The organism is Carboxylicivirga longa, from assembly GCF_050589825.1.
GTDB classification, from domain to species: Bacteria; Bacteroidota; Bacteroidia; order Bacteroidales; family Marinilabiliaceae; genus Carboxylicivirga; species Carboxylicivirga longa.
On the sequence record NZ_JBNGOZ010000005.1, the window covers coordinates 116,097 to 132,049 of the forward strand.

The 15,953-nt window shown below is 44.2% G+C and carries 13 protein-coding genes; 3 read left to right on the forward strand and 10 right to left on the reverse strand.

Going from position 1 to position 15,953, the window contains the following annotated elements:
- Positions 1–196: 196 nt before the first annotated feature.
- Genes ACRD7A_RS06005 through ACRD7A_RS06020 form a run of 4 tightly spaced genes read right to left on the reverse strand, consistent with a single transcriptional unit; the run spans position 197 to position 5,071 of the window.
- The gene (locus tag ACRD7A_RS06005; protein ID WP_430810230.1) at positions 197–2,509 is read right to left on the reverse strand and encodes a cytochrome c3 family protein; all 2,313 of its coding nucleotides are present in this window, start codon (positions 2,507–2,509) and stop codon (positions 197–199) included.
- Complete coding sequence (locus tag ACRD7A_RS06010) at positions 2,509–2,982, reverse strand: QcrA and Rieske domain-containing protein (RefSeq protein WP_430810231.1); 474 nt, start codon at positions 2,980–2,982, stop codon at positions 2,509–2,511. Before ACRD7A_RS06010 ends, ACRD7A_RS06005 begins: the two co-directional genes overlap by 1 nt.
- 16 nt (positions 2,983–2,998) lie before the next feature.
- Positions 2,999–4,273 carry a cytochrome b N-terminal domain-containing protein gene (locus tag ACRD7A_RS06015; RefSeq protein ID WP_430810232.1) on the reverse strand — a complete coding sequence of 425 codons (1,275 nt, stop codon included), beginning with the start codon at positions 4,271–4,273 and terminating at the stop codon, positions 2,999–3,001.
- A 45-nt stretch (positions 4,274–4,318) separates the two neighbouring features.
- Entirely contained in the window at positions 4,319–5,071 is a 753-nt protein-coding gene (locus tag ACRD7A_RS06020; protein ID WP_430810233.1) for a DUF2490 domain-containing protein, read from the reverse strand.
- 103 nt (positions 5,072–5,174) lie between these two features.
- On the opposite strand from ACRD7A_RS06020, the gene ACRD7A_RS06025 reads away from it, so the two are divergent.
- Together ACRD7A_RS06025 and ACRD7A_RS06030 are read left to right on the forward strand one after the other, a co-directional pair.
- Complete coding sequence (locus ACRD7A_RS06025) at positions 5,175–6,392, forward strand: NAD(P)/FAD-dependent oxidoreductase (protein ID WP_430810234.1); 1,218 nt, start codon at positions 5,175–5,177, stop codon at positions 6,390–6,392.
- A gap of 151 nt (positions 6,393–6,543) precedes the next feature.
- Positions 6,544–7,806: an arginine deiminase gene (locus tag ACRD7A_RS06030; protein WP_430810235.1), complete on the forward strand. Its 1,263-nt coding sequence runs from the start codon at positions 6,544–6,546 to the stop codon at positions 7,804–7,806.
- A 69-nt stretch (positions 7,807–7,875) separates the two neighbouring features.
- Here the strand turns inward: ACRD7A_RS06030 and sucC are convergent, their stop codons facing one another.
- Positions 7,876–9,066 (reverse strand): ADP-forming succinate--CoA ligase subunit beta, encoded by a 1,191-nt coding sequence (sucC, locus tag ACRD7A_RS06035; RefSeq protein WP_430810236.1) that lies wholly within the window; start codon positions 9,064–9,066, stop codon positions 7,876–7,878.
- A gap of 97 nt (positions 9,067–9,163) precedes the next feature.
- On the opposite strand from sucC, the gene ACRD7A_RS06040 reads away from it, so the two are divergent.
- A complete protein-coding gene (locus tag ACRD7A_RS06040; RefSeq protein WP_430810237.1) occupies positions 9,164–9,691 on the forward strand; it encodes an RNA methyltransferase in 528 nt (175 codons plus the stop codon).
- A gap of 79 nt (positions 9,692–9,770) precedes the next feature.
- Here ACRD7A_RS06040 and ACRD7A_RS06045 read toward each other — a convergent pair whose 3' ends face one another.
- The 5 genes from ACRD7A_RS06045 to ACRD7A_RS06065 all read right to left on the reverse strand — a co-directional run bounded on the left by ACRD7A_RS06045 (position 9,771) and on the right by ACRD7A_RS06065 (position 15,738).
- Complete coding sequence (locus tag ACRD7A_RS06045) at positions 9,771–11,495, reverse strand: tetratricopeptide repeat protein (protein WP_430810238.1); 1,725 nt, start codon at positions 11,493–11,495, stop codon at positions 9,771–9,773.
- A 286-nt stretch (positions 11,496–11,781) separates the two neighbouring features.
- The gene (locus ACRD7A_RS06050) at positions 11,782–12,261 is read right to left on the reverse strand and encodes a hypothetical protein (RefSeq protein ID WP_430810239.1); all 480 of its coding nucleotides are present in this window, start codon (positions 12,259–12,261) and stop codon (positions 11,782–11,784) included.
- 109 nt (positions 12,262–12,370) lie between these two features.
- Positions 12,371–14,518 carry a polyribonucleotide nucleotidyltransferase gene (gene pnp / locus ACRD7A_RS06055; protein WP_430810240.1) on the reverse strand — a complete coding sequence of 716 codons (2,148 nt, stop codon included), beginning with the start codon at positions 14,516–14,518 and terminating at the stop codon, positions 12,371–12,373.
- A gap of 214 nt (positions 14,519–14,732) precedes the next feature.
- Positions 14,733–15,002 carry a 30S ribosomal protein S15 gene (gene rpsO, locus ACRD7A_RS06060; protein WP_430810241.1) on the reverse strand — a complete coding sequence of 90 codons (270 nt, stop codon included), beginning with the start codon at positions 15,000–15,002 and terminating at the stop codon, positions 14,733–14,735.
- Between the two features lie 148 nt (positions 15,003–15,150).
- Positions 15,151–15,738, reverse strand: a complete 588-nt coding sequence (locus ACRD7A_RS06065; protein WP_430810242.1) for a hypothetical protein — start codon at positions 15,736–15,738, stop codon at positions 15,151–15,153.
- Positions 15,739–15,953 lie beyond the last annotated feature (215 nt).

Genomic DNA, 15,953 nt, shown 5'->3' on the forward strand with positions numbered 1-15,953 from the left:
TCATTATTTGTGTAGCGAGTGTATTCAATTATCATTTTTATTGTATTGCCTGGGATAAGGCCTGGGTATGAGATAGGGGTGCGTCCGACAAAGCAAATATATTATTTTTGCTTTTATGGAGAACATGACTCTTTGCACAAAGGTTTATAAAAGCACCGGAGGCAGCGTTGTTTTGGCTACCTCCGGTGTTGGCTTTTTATTGACTTAGCTGTGTTACCACTTGCTTCAGCTCTTCGGCATCAGGGTATTTAACTAACATGCTTTCAGCCAGTGTGCGCGCCTTTTTGTTCATCCGGTTATTTAAGTAAAAACGCAGGAGCTCGGCATTGCTGTTGTACGAATCGACGAGCTTAATTTCCTTTTTCAGGTATTGCTCAGCTTTTATTTTATCACCTATGAAATCGAACATCATAGCAATGTTATGAGCCACCCTGGGGCGATCCGGATCTAAAGAGTATGCCTTTATCAAGTTTTTAAGCGAGGCATCATACTGCTGCATTTCTGACAGCAACAGACCGAAGGAATAGAGCGCGGCAGCATCTTCGGGCTCCTCCTTCAGGTAGGCCTCGAACAGAGGCTTTGCCGCAGCATTTTTTTGCATGCGGTTGTAGAGATAGGCCAGGTTGAGCTTTACAAAGTGTAACTCTTCATCTTGCTCCAGCGCTTTCAGGTAGAATCGTTCAGCATCGTTGTATGCCCCCCGGTTATAGTAGAAATTGCCCAGGTTAAATTTGCCAATGGGGAAATCGGCGTTGTAAATCAAAATATCTTCATACTCTTTTATGGCTATATCATAGGCCTTGCGATGTTGCGCGGGTATTTGAGCATCGCCCATTGTTGACAGCATACGTGCTGCTTCGGTTCGCACCGCCTTGGTGTCGTCGCGTAGCATTGCAAACAGCCGATCGGCGTCAGCCTCGCTGGTCATTTGAATGGCTCTTAGGGCAGCAAGGCGCATATCCGGATAGAGGCTGGACAGGTAGTTTTCTACCTCTTGTTTCAGGGTATCCTGAAAATAGTTACCCATGTATTGAATGGACAGGCTTCGGATACTGTGTGGGTAGAGGTCGTCGTTGATAATGCCTTTTAAGCGTTGTAGTCCTTCAGGCTTACCTTGTCGTGCGGCATCAAAGGCCTGGGCGAAATGAAAATTTCGATTTTCGCCATACCACTTGGTAATATAGTTTTCCGACCACTGATTGCTTTTATCAGCATGGCATTGATTACATGCGTTGGGTACTCCATATTTGATGGATAGATCGGGGCGCGGGATGCGGAAGCTATGGTCGCGCCGGTAATCAACGCCCATATAATATTGCCCATGCATGTGGCAATTGATGCACAGAGCACCGGAACCCACCTCAAACTTCACGCCCGAATCGGAGATGACAGCATCACCCTCCATCCCTTCGGTTTTATGAAAATGGTGGTCGGGTGTGTCATATATGTCGCCAGTGTGGCATTGCAAACACAGTTTGTTATAGTCGGTTCCGAACAGCAACTTTCCGCTGTGCACATTGTGACAATCGTTGCACTGTACCTCACGTTCCTTGGTGTACATTTTACTTTGGATGAAGGAAGCATACACATAATCTTCCTCCAGTATCTGACCATCGAGGTGCCAGGTCGGTACATCGGGCAGGTTGGGGATAATATGGTTATGAATGTTGTGGGTGCTATAATCGAAATCGCTGAGTGCACTGCGGCGCGAATGGCAGCGGGCACAGTTATCAACATACTGCTCGTTGCTGATGCCGCTGGTTTTTATGGGTAAGCCATAGTTTTCATATTCGTCACGGGCATACTCAGGCAAAGCGGCCCACTTGAGGTGGTTCGACGAGGGGCCATGGCAGGCCTCGCAGCTTACATCAATCTCCGACCAGGTGGTGTGGTAAGTATCGTTAATGTGATCATAGTTCTTCTGCAGGTTGGTGGAGTGGCAATCGGCACACATGCTGTTCCAGTTTTGTGCCTGATTGGTCCAGTGCAGCCAGTTGTCATGATGTATATCTTCGTTGGTGTAGATGGAGTCCACCATGTGATACCATACACTGTCCAAGGTGTTCCAAGTGAGGGGGAGCGTTTGCAGGCGACCACCTTCAAATTCAACCAGGAATTGCTGTAACGGGGTAAAGCCAAACACGTATTTTACCTCAAAATCCTGTAGGGTACCATCGGGGCCATCGGTATTCACCATAAACTTACCGTCTTTTTTAAAGGCGCGGTGTGTCATGCCATTGCCTTCTATGCTCACATTGTTAAAGTTGGCCAGCACCGTTGAGTCAGTGGCGATATCCATGGCACGGTCGTGATGAGACCCTAACCAATCGTTGTATTCGGGCAGATGGCATTCGATACAGGTCTCGCGTCCTACAAATTGGGGTGTTTGATCTGTTATGCCTGTTTGTGCCGGGCGGTAGGTCTGTATGAGCAGGTAGGCGGGAAATAGTAAAATTAAAGCACCGGCCAGTACCAGCATTAGGTTGTTATATCGTTGGGTATTAATCATTACGCATAGCTTATTTGTGAACGGTTGTGCTTTGAACGTTTGATGGGTTTATTAGTGTTCACCCACACCCGACCATTGGCAATGGTAATGGGTAGGACATCTAGTGCCCTTGTGGCCGGGGGAGCCAGCACTTCGCCTCTTCGGTTGAAGGCTGAAGCATGACAGGGGCACAGAAATTTATCGTCTTTTTGTTTATACTGAACAGCGCAGCCCAGGTGGGTACACTTGGTAGATAAAGCCAGAAAGCCACCATCCTTTAGGCGCGACAGGTAAAAACGCTCGCTGCTGAATGGGTAAACCTTGCCCTTATCAAACAGCGCTACTTCACCGGCATCGAACAGGCCGGTGGGTTGCGGCTGCTCACCTCCTTTCTTCAGGAGCTTAACAAATACATACACCAATTCGAGTGATACAATGGTTAGTATGGCTCTTTTAATAAAGCGTCGTCGTGTTATTTTTTCTATAAAACTCATCAGTTGTTTTTAATCGTTAGGCAAATAAATGCATTCCCTCTCCCCGCAGCAGGCTGCCCACCAAGGTCATTACCAGGTAAGACGTTAATAATATGCTTACTACGCTCATTATCAGCTCTAGCGCATTGGCTTTGAGTTTTATTTTTACAATGGCAATAAAAGCAGCGCCCGGAACCATGTATAGTAGTAAGGGTAAAAGTCCGGTGGTAAGTAGTATGGGTGCTTCGGGCCACCAGGCTTGGAATTTAAGAAAGTATTCGGTACCCGGTATGATGAGTAAAGTAATGAACAGGGCATAAATAATTGAATATACGGTGATGGCTTTGCCCTTGGGGCTATTAAACCAAACGCCTACATTTACCTCTAATCCTTTTATATATGGAATGTAAACAAACAGAGCGATGACAAGAAGCGGCACGATAAAGATACCAATGCCCGGATGCAGGTGCAGTAGCAGCTCCTGAAAGCCCATAAAATACCAGGGGGCCTTGCTGGGGTTAGGACTCTCCAAAGGGTTGGCCTTGTCAAGTAAAGGGGCGTTTACCAGCATAGAAGAAAGGAGGATGGCCAGCAGAAGTCCCAGGGCTACTACAATTTCCTTGTAGAGAAGTTCCGGATGCGTCTTTACCATTTCTGTCTTAGTGCTGTCAGCCACTGTCACTCCCTTGGCTTTACGCACCAGCCAGAAGTGGATACTCATTACAAAAACCATTAACAAAGGCAACAAGCCTGTGTGGAAATGATAAAAGCGCAAAAGGGTGCCCTCATTCACCTCGCTGCCACCCCGCACCAATGAGGCAAGGGCATCGCCAATCAGGGGTATATAGCTGAGCATGTTGGTCATAATGGTTACCGCCCAATAGGCCAGTTGATCCCATGGAAGTAGGTAGCCTGTGAAGTTCGACATAATGACTAAAAACATTAATAATAAGCCGTACAACCAGTTTTTACGTCGTTCGTGATAAATGGAGTTGCTGTAAAATACCCGGATGAGGTGTAAGAAAGAAACAATAACCAGCAGCATGCCACACCAATAATGCATATTACGAAGCAGCTGACCAAAAAATACTTCCTGTTGCAGGTATTGAATGGAGTCATATGCACCTTTGACAGAAGGCACATAGACAAAGCGAAGCAGCATGCCACTAATAAAGAGTAAGATAAACAGTAAGGCGGCAATGCCTCCTAAGCCAAAGGTGCGGGTGTATTTTATAGCTTGTTTGTTAACCCTTGGCGGATGCAGGTGTAACAGAAATTTGGTAATTGCTTTTTGTGTTGCCGGATTATTCATTTCTTGGTGTTTTGGTGCTAAAATAACAGCATTACTCGTAATTTATTAATTCATCCAATAAAATTTCTGACGCAGGGTGATTTGAAATATGGAGCTGGTTGATGCAGGCCTTTCATGACTGCTCTTGCTATGTTGCAGATAATGGTTAATGTCGGCACTTAGTTTCGAACTGATCTGGTAGCCCAGCCCCAGACCATAACGTCCCTGTGTTAAAAAAACATCATCAGCCTCTTCGTATACATTAAAGTAGAGTTCGGCCGAGGCACTGTAGAAGAGTGACTTGGGAGCGATGGCTTTACCGTCGAAACGCCCTTGATGCGAAATGCGGTAGCGTAGGCGCATCTTAAAATATTTATCATCAGAACTGCGGAAAATACGCTCTTCCAAACGGAAACGATGTTGTAGTGCTGAGCTTTTAAAGCGTGGATAGGACGCGTTCAGGGATTGGTGGGGCCGGTATTCATGGCGTATGTTTTTGCTTTCCTTCTCTGATCCCGGGTTGGTATGCAAAGTAAATACCCGGTTATACATCAATCCGGCGTCTACTTTAATAAGGTGAGAAACAATGGTCTGAAGGCTACCCCGAAAGCCCCAACGCGTCCATGTATTATCGCCCAGCCCCAGGTATGAGCCTGCATCAAGGTTCAGTCTGTATTTGGTGCCGAGGCGGTGTTGTTGCACGTAAATGGATCGCAGTTCTCCTGCATTATTAAATATGCGAAAGTCAATATTTTGCTGTGCCTTGCCATAAAAGAGTGGCGTAATAATAAAAAGTATAAGTATTGTAATTGGTTTCATTCTTTCACACCCTATTCAACCCAAATACTTTCGGATTGTTATTAACAGTAAAGGTGACAAAGATATCAATTATCATCTGGTATTTGTCCATAAAAACTAAGATATGAGTTCAAACACTTATCCCATAATAGCCGTTGGTGCGAGCATTGCCGCCATAAGCTTTATCCGCACTTTGCGCAAGCACAACGATCAGCGTCCTGTCTTGTTAATACATGGCGAAGATCGCCTACCCTATAAACGTACCAAGATTAACAAAAATATGGTGCGTGGCTTTGGTAAAGATGATTTTAAGATGGCGGACCCGCAGTGGTATTCCGATCAGAATGTTACTCTGCTGTACGATCGGGTGATTAATATAGATAGTAATGAACGGATGATCAGTACGAAAAGCGGGAAGGTTTTTAGTTATGGCAAACTATTGCTGGCCACCGGTGCCATCTCAGTAGTGCCTGTTATTAGTGGTCTTGATAGCCAGCAAATACACAGTGTTCAAAATGCTGCTGATGTAGATAGGGTATTGGCGGCATGTAATAATAAGCAACGCTTCCTGATTATTGGAGCCGGTGTTGAAGGCATCGAAACGGCTGATCAGCTTGTGCGTAAAGGTAAGCAGGTGATTGTGGCCAATCGTATGCAATTACCCTTGCAAAAATTATTTCCTGAAACGATTACCCGATTGCTCGAGGAGCGGATGGAAGCGCACGGGGTAAGGCTCTTTAAGGGCGTGTCGGTCAATAGCATCACTGAGGTCGATGGCGTGTATCATACCCGTCTGAATGGTGAAAACCTTGAGTTTGATGCTGTGATCGCCTGTACTGGTGCCTTGCCCAATGTGGAGCTGGGGCGTAAAGCAGGCCTTAAGGTAGGGCAAGGTATTATTGTGGACGAATATTTGCAAACCTCTGATAAGGATATTCTGGCAGCGGGCGATGTGGCTCAGCATAAGAACGGGGTGGTTACGGGACTGTGGCATGCTGCCGAGCATCAGGGGCAGCTGGCAGCTTTAAATCTGTTGGATAAGCCTAGTGCTCATACCCTGCCTCCCTTCCGGTTAAAAACAAATGTGTTTGGTTTATATCTTTTTTCAGGCGGTTACGAGGCGGTTATTCCTGATGTTGATGAGGTGCAGGAGCAAAGGCATGGTAATATACTGCGTATCATGTATTTTTCAGAAGGAAAACTGAAGGCGGTTGTTTTTGCGAATGATGGTGATCGGGCTAAGCTGTATCAACAAGCTCTATTTGAGCGCTGGGATAAGAAAAGGGTGGCGCATGAGTTGCCCTTACCACCAAAGATGAGTTTTTTGTTTTCGCTCTCGTAAATGGGCATATTAACTGTATATTTATGCCATGAAGATGTATATTAATGCCTCGTTATAAACTTATTAAAGAAGTGCATTCAATCATTTTTTTAATGGATCATGGTTTTTAAATTTGCGACACGAAGAACCTAAAATTTTAAACCAATTGTCCATGATAAAAACCATTGATACCGGTGTCTTCTCTGAGATAGGAGAGCTGGAAGGTGTTATTTTGCACACGCCGGGGAAGGAAGTGGAAAACATGACCCCATCCAATGCTGAGCGAGCCCTGTATAGTGATATTCTGAATTTATCGGTAGCCGTGGAGGAGTACCGGCAGTTTGCTGGTGTGCTCGAAACAGTGACACCGACCTATCAGGTCAAAGATTTGCTGGCTGAGATATTGGAGCAGCCTAAAATAAAGCTAAGCCTGATAGAGAAAATATGTACTTATGAGCAGGTGTTAAATATCAAAGAAGATTTGTTGGCCTTACCTGCCCCAGAGCTGGCACGCCAGCTTATTGAGGGTGTGAGCCAAAAGACGGATTCACTGACTACCTTTTTGTCAGACGATCGTTATTCGTTGCGGCCGCTTCATAATTTCTTTTTTACCCGCGATGCCAGTGTAAGCATGTACGATAAAGTGCTTATTTCAAAAATGGCCAATAAGGTGCGCGAACGCGAGGCCATGGTAATGGAAGCCATCTTTAATCATTCCGATCGTTTTAGAACGCAAACGGTAAATCCCCTTAATTTTTATAATGTGGGTGTCGAATCGATGATCGAGGGTGGTGATGTGCACATTGCGCGCGAAGATGTGTTGGTGATCGGTAATAGTGCCCGTACATCGTCGCAGGGTATTGACTTCATTGTCAATCAATTGAAGCAGCGTAAGGAGCGGCAGTATGTTGTGGTGCAACAGTTGCCCTCCCAGCCCGAGTCATTCATACACCTTGATATGGTTTTTACCTTTCTGGATAGAGATGCTTGCATGGTGTATGAGCCCCTGATTATGAAAGACAGTCGTTACAGTACCATATTAATTACGGTGGATAATGGAGAAGTGGCCTCCATAGAGAAGAAGTCTAACCTGGTGAGCTGCCTGAAAGAGTTGGGAATGGATATGAAGCCTATTTACTGCGGTGGATCGGGTGATATATGGACACAGGAGCGGGAGCAGTGGCATAGTGGTGCTAACTTCTTTGCGATGGCACCGGGTAAGGTGTTGGGCTATGCTCGTAATGTGCATACCATGGAAGAGATGAATAAGCATGGTTTTGAGATTCTTAAGGCCAATGATGTAATCAGCGGTGAAGTAAAAGTAGCCGATTATGACAAGTGTGTGGTTACGATTGGCGGATCAGAATTATCGCGTGGAGGAGGTGGTGCCCGATGCATGAGTATGCCGGTGCGCCGTAAGCCGGTTAGCTGGTAGTACTATGCTGAAAATATAAAAGCGGGAAAATCACTGAGTGGTCATCCCGCTTTTTAAAACTGTGGCTTCCTAATTCACAATTTCTTGCACGCGATCAGCTGCTTCCTGCAGGGTGATGGCGGAGTACACTTTAAGTCCCGATTCATCTATGATTTTTTTACCTCCCTCGGCATTGGTACCTTGTAGGCGTACAATGATGGGGATGTTTATTTCACCAATGTTTTTATAGGCTTCAACAACACCATTGGCAACGCGGTCGCAGCGTACAATCCCTCCAAAAATGTTAATGAGTATGGCTTTTACATTGGGGTCATCCAAAATAATTTTGAGACCCGCTTCTACAGTACTGGCATTAGCACCACCCCCCACATCCAGGAAGTTAGCAGGATCGCCGCCCGACAGCTTAATGATATCCATTGTGGCCATGGCAAGGCCTGCGCCATTTACCATACAGCCCACATTGCCATCAAGTTTTACAAAGTTAAGGTTGCTTTTAGCGGCTTCGGTCTCGGCAGGATCTTCCTCCGAGAGGTCACGCAAGGCAGCATAGTCTGGATGACGGAACAGAGCGTTATCATCAAGATTTACTTTAGCATCTACCGCCAGTATTTTATCATCCGATGTTTTTAGTACCGGATTGATTTCAAACATGGATGAGTCGGTGGCTTCGTAGGCCTTGTATAAGGCAGATACAAATTGGGTCATGGACTTCATGGCGGCACCTGACAGCCCTAGGTTAAAGGCGATTTTACGGGTCTGGAAGGCTTGAAGACCAAGGCCGGGATCTATTTCTTCTTTATGGATAAGGTGGGGGGTTTTGTCGGCTACCTCTTCTATGTCCATACCTCCTTCGGTGGAGTACATGATGATATTTTTACCGCTACTTCGGTTGAGTAATACACTCATATAAAATTCGGCCGTTGGATTTTCACCAGGGTAATATACATCCTGGGCAATCAGTACCTTGTTAACCTTCTTACCATCAGATCCCGTTTGATGGGTAATTAGGTTCATACCAATAATCTGTTTCGATAGTTGCTTTACTTCATCGAGCGACTTGGCTAATTTTACACCACCGCCTTTCCCGCGTCCGCCCGCGTGTATCTGTGCTTTCACTACCCACCAGCTGGTTCCCGTTTCGGCTTGCAGCCGCTTAGCGGCCTCAACTGCTTTCTCTGGTGTGTCGGCTACAATGCCTTCCTGTATGGCTACACCAAATGATTTTAGTATTTCTTTTCCTTGGTACTCATGAATATTCATAATTAGCGGGATTTAGTATTTCTACAAAAGGGTACATTTATTATTAATTATCTTAGAAACAGGAATAGTGCTATTTTTGTTGTCAAAATAATGATGAATGAGAAAATTAAGAACGAGCGAGTTAAAGCGCTTAAGCGTTGAGGAGTATAAAGAAATTACAAAGATGCCCATTGCTATTGTAATGGATAATATTAGGAGCTTAAATAATGTGGGTTCGGTGTTTCGGACGAGTGATGCACTGAAGGTTGAGAAAATTATCCTGTGTGGCATCACGGCCACGCCCCCCAATAAAGAAATCCATAAAACGGCACTGGGAGCTGAAGACGCTGTGGACTGGCAGTATGTAGAAGAAACAACAAGTGCCATTGATCAGCTTAAGGCTGAGGGGTGGACTATTTGTAGTCTTGAACAGGTTGAAAACAGCACCTCATTATTGGATTTTGAACCGCAGGCCAATGCTAAATATGCCCTTGTGCTGGGTAATGAGGTGAAGGGTGTTCAACAAAAGGTGGTGAACATGAGTGATGTGTGCATTGAAATACCGCAATATGGCACCAAGCATTCGTTCAATGTATCCGTGAGTTGCGGCATTGTGCTTTGGGAGTTATTTCGCAAGTTGCAATAACTGTTAAGTACTTGCGATAAAGACAAAAAGAAAGGGGTGAATATTAATTCACCCCTTTGTTATATCTCAGTTGCTTTAATTACTGAATGATAGATTTGAATGTTGCATCTTCGAAGTACTTGCCAAACTCCATGTCAGTAGCGGCAGCAGCTTTGAATTTAGCATCCAGTTCACAAGCCTTACGCAAGCTGTCAAACATCATGTCGCTTTCAGCTGTTCTAGCACCTACAATGGCTTTCAGGTAGTATTTGAAACCTACTTCCACTGTGTTGGCATTGATGGTTGATAAAGCAGCATCGTATTTACCGGCTAAGATTTTAGCCAAAGCAGCGTTGCAGTTTGTGCTGTTACCGAAGTAACGGATAGCTGCATCGTAATCGCCTTTGTAAATAGAGATGATACCTAAGTTGTTGTCCAGCTCAGCGCCAGCACCTGCAGCAGCACCAAAGTGCTCTTCAGCTTTGGCTACATCACCTTCGCGAAGTGCGATAACACCCAGGTTGTTATTGATTTCAGCAACACCACCTTTGATGCTGTTGGCTTTTGTGAAAGCCGCCTTAGCACCGGCAAGGTCACCTTTGATGTACTTGCTTACACCAATATTGTTCTGTGCTCTCCAGCACTTAGGGAAGTTAGCAGCAGCGTCATTGTAAATCTTCAATTGCTCATCTACATCTTCAGTGAGGGTAGCAGCATAAAGAATTTCCTCAATGTTCAGTGCGCTTGGGTTGCTTGCAGCTAACTCAGCAATTTCCTCATCGCTCTTACCAATAACTTCTGCGTTAACAGAAATTTTAGAACGACGCAGCTTAGGTAGAATCTCGTCAGCGATTACGCTGAAAGTTTCTGACATATTCTTGATTTCACGCTCACGTACCTCAGGATCGCTGTACATTGAAAGAACGCGAAGGATTAATTCTTTGTCCTGAATGTTAGAAGCTTCCATCTGTGCTTTGAATCCTTCCCAGTCTTCTGGTGTGTTCTTCAAAGTGTAGTTAGCCTCATCAGTACCACCTTCTACTTTCGCTTTTCTCATCTCACGGGCAAGATAGTCTTTGGCTACTTTTTCACGACGAGTAGCTAATTTGCTGTTAAGGTCAGTAGGACCGTCTGGTGAAGCGTAAGCTGAGATGTCAATGCCTTTGAAGTTGATGTTATCAGTAGCTTTAATCTCTTTCATGTAAGCTTTGATAGCTGCGATTTCATCTTTTCTTAATTCCGAACCGCGGATGTTTGCCTGCTGGATTAAGAAGAAGATGTCAGCGGCTTTTGATTGAGCAATGATGCGTTGGAAAGCATCCTCACCTATTGCAGCTTGAGCGCCTTGGCTAGCCACCAACTCAGAAGTAGAAATTACACCATCGGCAATTTTATAATCTTCAAATTCTTTGGTTGTTGACCCTTTAGTTGCCTTGATGCGAACCACAAGATCAGATACACGCATGTTTTCGTTATAGGGTACAGACTCGCTATAAGTGTACGAACCACCTGTAGCGTTTGAAATTACCTTATCATTACCATCAACGTTTTCACCTTGTACGCGGTATGATGGAAAAGCTGTTTCGCCTCCTTCATAAACCAAAACAGGAGTGGCCTCGAAGGTCACATTTTTGTCGAAGTATTTTTCGGGGAACTGAACTGTTACGTCTAAGTTAACCTTACCAGCGTGTGCTTCCAATACGGGAGGATTAACTGAATAACTAACGTCCTTCGCACCTTTGTTCATCTTGTCTAAACCAGAACAGCTTGCTAACAAAGCTGCAACGGCCAGAGATGCAATTAGAGAAATTCTAATTCTTTTCATAATGTTTACCCAATTATTTGTTTTTGACTTTATTCTACAGTGTTCCTGCAAAATTAAAAATGTTTTTAAAAAATAAAATAGAGATAAGTCATTATTTAGACTTATCAAACAATAAAGATAAAGAAATAACGTAAAATATACAGTTTAATCATCAAAAACATAAGTTTAATCTTTGCAGTCTGCCTTTTTCATCAAATCGAACAGGGGCTTCTGGTTGATAAAAACATCTTTTGAAGCCAGTTTTTCGAAATGCAATTTTATGATTTTGTACTGTTAGTTTTTACGTTTAATAGAGTAGTTGCTTTTGGTTTAGTTTTTGCTCTTTCAGCTTACCGCCGATGTAACCAATGAGTACGCCGATCGCCCAGCCAATACTTACGCCTGCCATTAGGTGCCCGCTTGCGATCATCAGCGAAATCAAAGCTCCTAAGCAGCTTCCGCTAATCATGCCCAGGGTGGTGTAGGTGGCTGTTGTGCGTCCTTTAACATGTTGCTTGTGTGTTGCTTTAAGGTGCTTCTGAGTTTCCTCAACCCATTGTTCGAAGCGTTTGTTGATGTTGGCATCCTGCTGAAACAGAGGGCGTATATTGCTTACAAAGGCAGCCCCGTCGTTGCTATACTTACGGCAGTGACTGCATTGGTGGCTATGGCTATCAAGCACACCCATCAAGCGGGGTAACACAGCGAGGCTTAAGGTGCGTATCTCAACTTTCGGAATGTCTTTTAGCTGGGCATTGAGTTGGTCAAATGCTTCCTCTTGCTTCATATCTCTTTGTTATGATGTTTTCCAGATTGAAAAATAACAAAAAATCAACTACCAGTCAAAAAAGGCCCGCTCAACGAGCAGGCCTTATTAAAAATATGGTAGCTTATTTTTAGTCGTTTTTAGGCTTTGGCTTGCGGTCGGGACGTGGTAATAATACCTTGCGCGACAGCTTTAATTTGCCAGAGCGTTGATCTACCTCGATGAGCTTAACCTCTACTTCATCACCTTCCTTAAGGGCGTCCTCCACCTTCTCGAGGCGCTTCCACTCAATTTCAGAGATGTGTAATAGTCCATCTTTTCCGGGTATGATTTCAACAAATGCACCGAAGGGTACAATTGACTTAACTTTACCTTTGTAAACCTCACCCACTTCCGGTACTGCTACAATGGCTTTTACCTTGGCTACACCTGCATCAATTGCATCTTTGTTGGAAGCCGAGATGGCTACTTTACCAAAGTTACCTTCTTCTTCGATGGTGATTACTGTATCGGTGGTTGCCTGAATCTCCTGAATGATCTTACCACCCGGTCCGATTACTGAACCAATCATGTCCTTTGGAATGTCAAATTTAACAATTCGGGGAGCATGAGGTTTGTAGTCTTCGCGTGGCTCGGTAATGGTCTCTTCCAGCTTGTCAAGGATGTGCATACGACCGGCCTTGGCCTGATTTAGGGCTTGTTCCAATACTTCGTATGACAGACCATCCACCTTAATATCCATCTGAGTGGCAGTGATACCATCGCGTGTACCGGTTACTTTAAAGTCCATATCTCCCAGGTGGTCTTCGTCACCTAAGATGTCGGATAGAACGGCAAATTGTCCGGTTTTGCTATCGGAAATTAATCCCATGGCAATACCTGAAACGGCTTTCTTGATGGGTACACCGGCATCCATTAAGGCAAGTGTTCCGGCGCACACGGTAGCCATTGATGATGAGCCGTTTGACTCAAGAATATCAGATACGATACGCACTGTGTACTCATAATCTTCGGGTAACATGCGTTTTAGGGCACGGAAAGCCAGGTTACCGTGTCCGATCTCACGACGGCTGATGCCACGTGCGGGACGTGCGTCACCGGTAGAGAAGGGAGGGAAGTTGTAGTGAAGTAAGAAACGCTCGTAGCTCTTGTTCATCACATCATCAATTAACTTCTCATCCAGCTTGGTACCCAGTGTAACTGTAGTAAGCGATTGTGTTTCACCACGGGTAAATACTGCTGATCCATGAGCACCTGGAAGGTAGTCTATCTCGCTCCAGATAGGACGAATCTCATCGGTCTTACGGCCATCGAGACGGAATTTCTCGTCCAATACAACTTTACGAACGGCTTCCTTCTCCACGTCGTGGAAATATTTTTTGATCAGGCCAACGGGTGCCTCTTCTTCGGCATCTTCAGGATAGTTGGCTTCGATAAACTCATCGCAGATAGCCGCAAAAGCATCGATGCGCTCGTGCTTATTCGGATTGGCCGACTTGGCTACTTCATAGGCTTTATCGTAGGTGGCTTCCCATACTTTTTTCTCCAGTTCAGCGTCGTTTTCCTCGTGACAGTATTCGCGCTTTTCTGTTTTACCCAGGGCTTCCATCATTTCAATTTGAGCCTGGCACTGAACTTTAATCGCATCATGTGCCACCTTCATGGCTTCCAGTAGCTCGGCTTCTGATACTTCCGACATCTCACCTTCTACCATCATAATGTTTTCGAGGGTAGCGGCCACAATAATGTCCATATCGGCATCCTGCAGTTGCGTTGTAGTTGGGTTTACCAGCAGTTCACCATTTACGCGGGCAACTCTCACTTCTGAGATAGGCCCGTTAAAGGGCACATCAGATACTGCCAAACATGCAGAAGCAGCCAGACCTGCCAGTTGATCAGGTAGCACTTCTTCATCAGCTGAAATAAGGTTTACCGTCACAAATGTGTCGGCGTGGTAATCATCGGGGAAAAGTGGACGTAAGGCACGGTCGATAAGACGTGAAACGAGTATTTCATAATCCGATGGACGCGCTTCTCTTTTTTGGAATCCCCCGGGGAAGCGTCCAACAGCTGCGTATTTCTCTTTGTACTCAACCGTTAGCGGCATAAAATCTACATCTGGTTTTGCTTCCTTTGCAGAAACAACTGTCGCTAACAAATAGGTATTACCCATTTTTACAACTACCGATCCGTCAGCCTGCTTGGCTAACTTACCTGTTTCAATGGTAATTGTTCTGCCATCACCCAGTTCAATAACTTTTTCAAATGGTTTAATCATGACAATTTTTTATCTTTTTTTTATCCTTCTATTATCACCGTCAAAGATATGTATTAAACTTTGATTACGATAAAAATGATAGGGATTGTTTTCGCTAGCCCCTAATAAATTAGACGAAAATATTTTTTTAGTAGGATCGAAAGGAGATTTCTATAAAGCAAAGAAGGCAACTACCATGTGGTAATTGCCTTCTGAATGCTTTTTCTGCAATTGCTTACTTACGGATACCCAATTCAGCAATTAAAGTACGATATCGTGCGATATCTTTTTTCTTTAAGTAGTCAAGTAAGCTACGACGCTTACCTACCAGCTTAATCAATGCGTGTTGCGTGCTATAATCTTTGCGATTTGACTTTAAGTGTTCAGTCAAATGAGAGATACGGTATGAAAATAATGCAATCTGGCCTTCAGTAGAACCAGTATCAGTATTCGACTTCCCGTACTTCTCGAAGATTTCTTGCTTTTTCTCTTTTGTTAAGTACATAATACTTCGTTTAAATATATTTAGCGGGTGCAAAGATAAGTAATTATTTGCAAGTGACAAGCGGATGAAAACTAGTTTTTTACACAAAAAAAGACAAGCAGGCACACGCCCACCTGCCTTTTATGCTTCAATTTATTATTGAAATGGCTTAGAAACCGCGTTCTTCAGCCATTTTCTCCATTTCCTGATTGAAGATTTCTTCAAATTTAGCTTTGTCGTAATCAACCTGTAATTTCTGGTTGTTCGAAATTTTGTTGTTGATACCGTTTAACACATCTTCTTTACTAACTTCTACAGCAATAAAACCTCTGTATTTGCCATTGGGTAATACACTTCTTTTCTGACAGGCCACTACTACATTCGATATGGTTTCATCGGCCACTTCGCGTGTGAGGTTTTCAAACTTTTGCTCAAACTCAGAAGCATCGCCAAATTCACGCTCATTTACATAGCGGTCAGTTACCGATTTGGTATTGGAGCTAATAAGGGTTACCAGACGTTGCTTGGCATTGAGTAGTGCTTTTTCCTGGGCCAGGCTTAAATCGGAGCTGGTGGCCATGGCACTTGCGCGGAAGAATTTTTTGTCGGAGCGACCGGCGTCTTCACAAGGCATATCTTCCAGGATAGTTCCTATTTCGCTGTTGGTCGATACCTTTTCTTTCGACTTACAACTGTTAAGTCCAAGCATAATAATAAGGCTTAGAACGGCGAATCCAAATAATTTTTTCGTGCTCATAATTTACATGTATTGGTGTTTCTATTGTTTTTTAGCTTCCGTATCTTATTGTCTCTTTTTTGCCATTTTAGGGTGGTAAAATGGTCGTAAGCTACCAAAGCTTATCAAAAAGCGAACCAAAATATTAACAGCGCTTAACATTTAACACTATTGTAAGTGGCTATATACTGTGTTGGCTGCAAAAAGTTTCGTATTGACATCAATTAGTGAGGCCT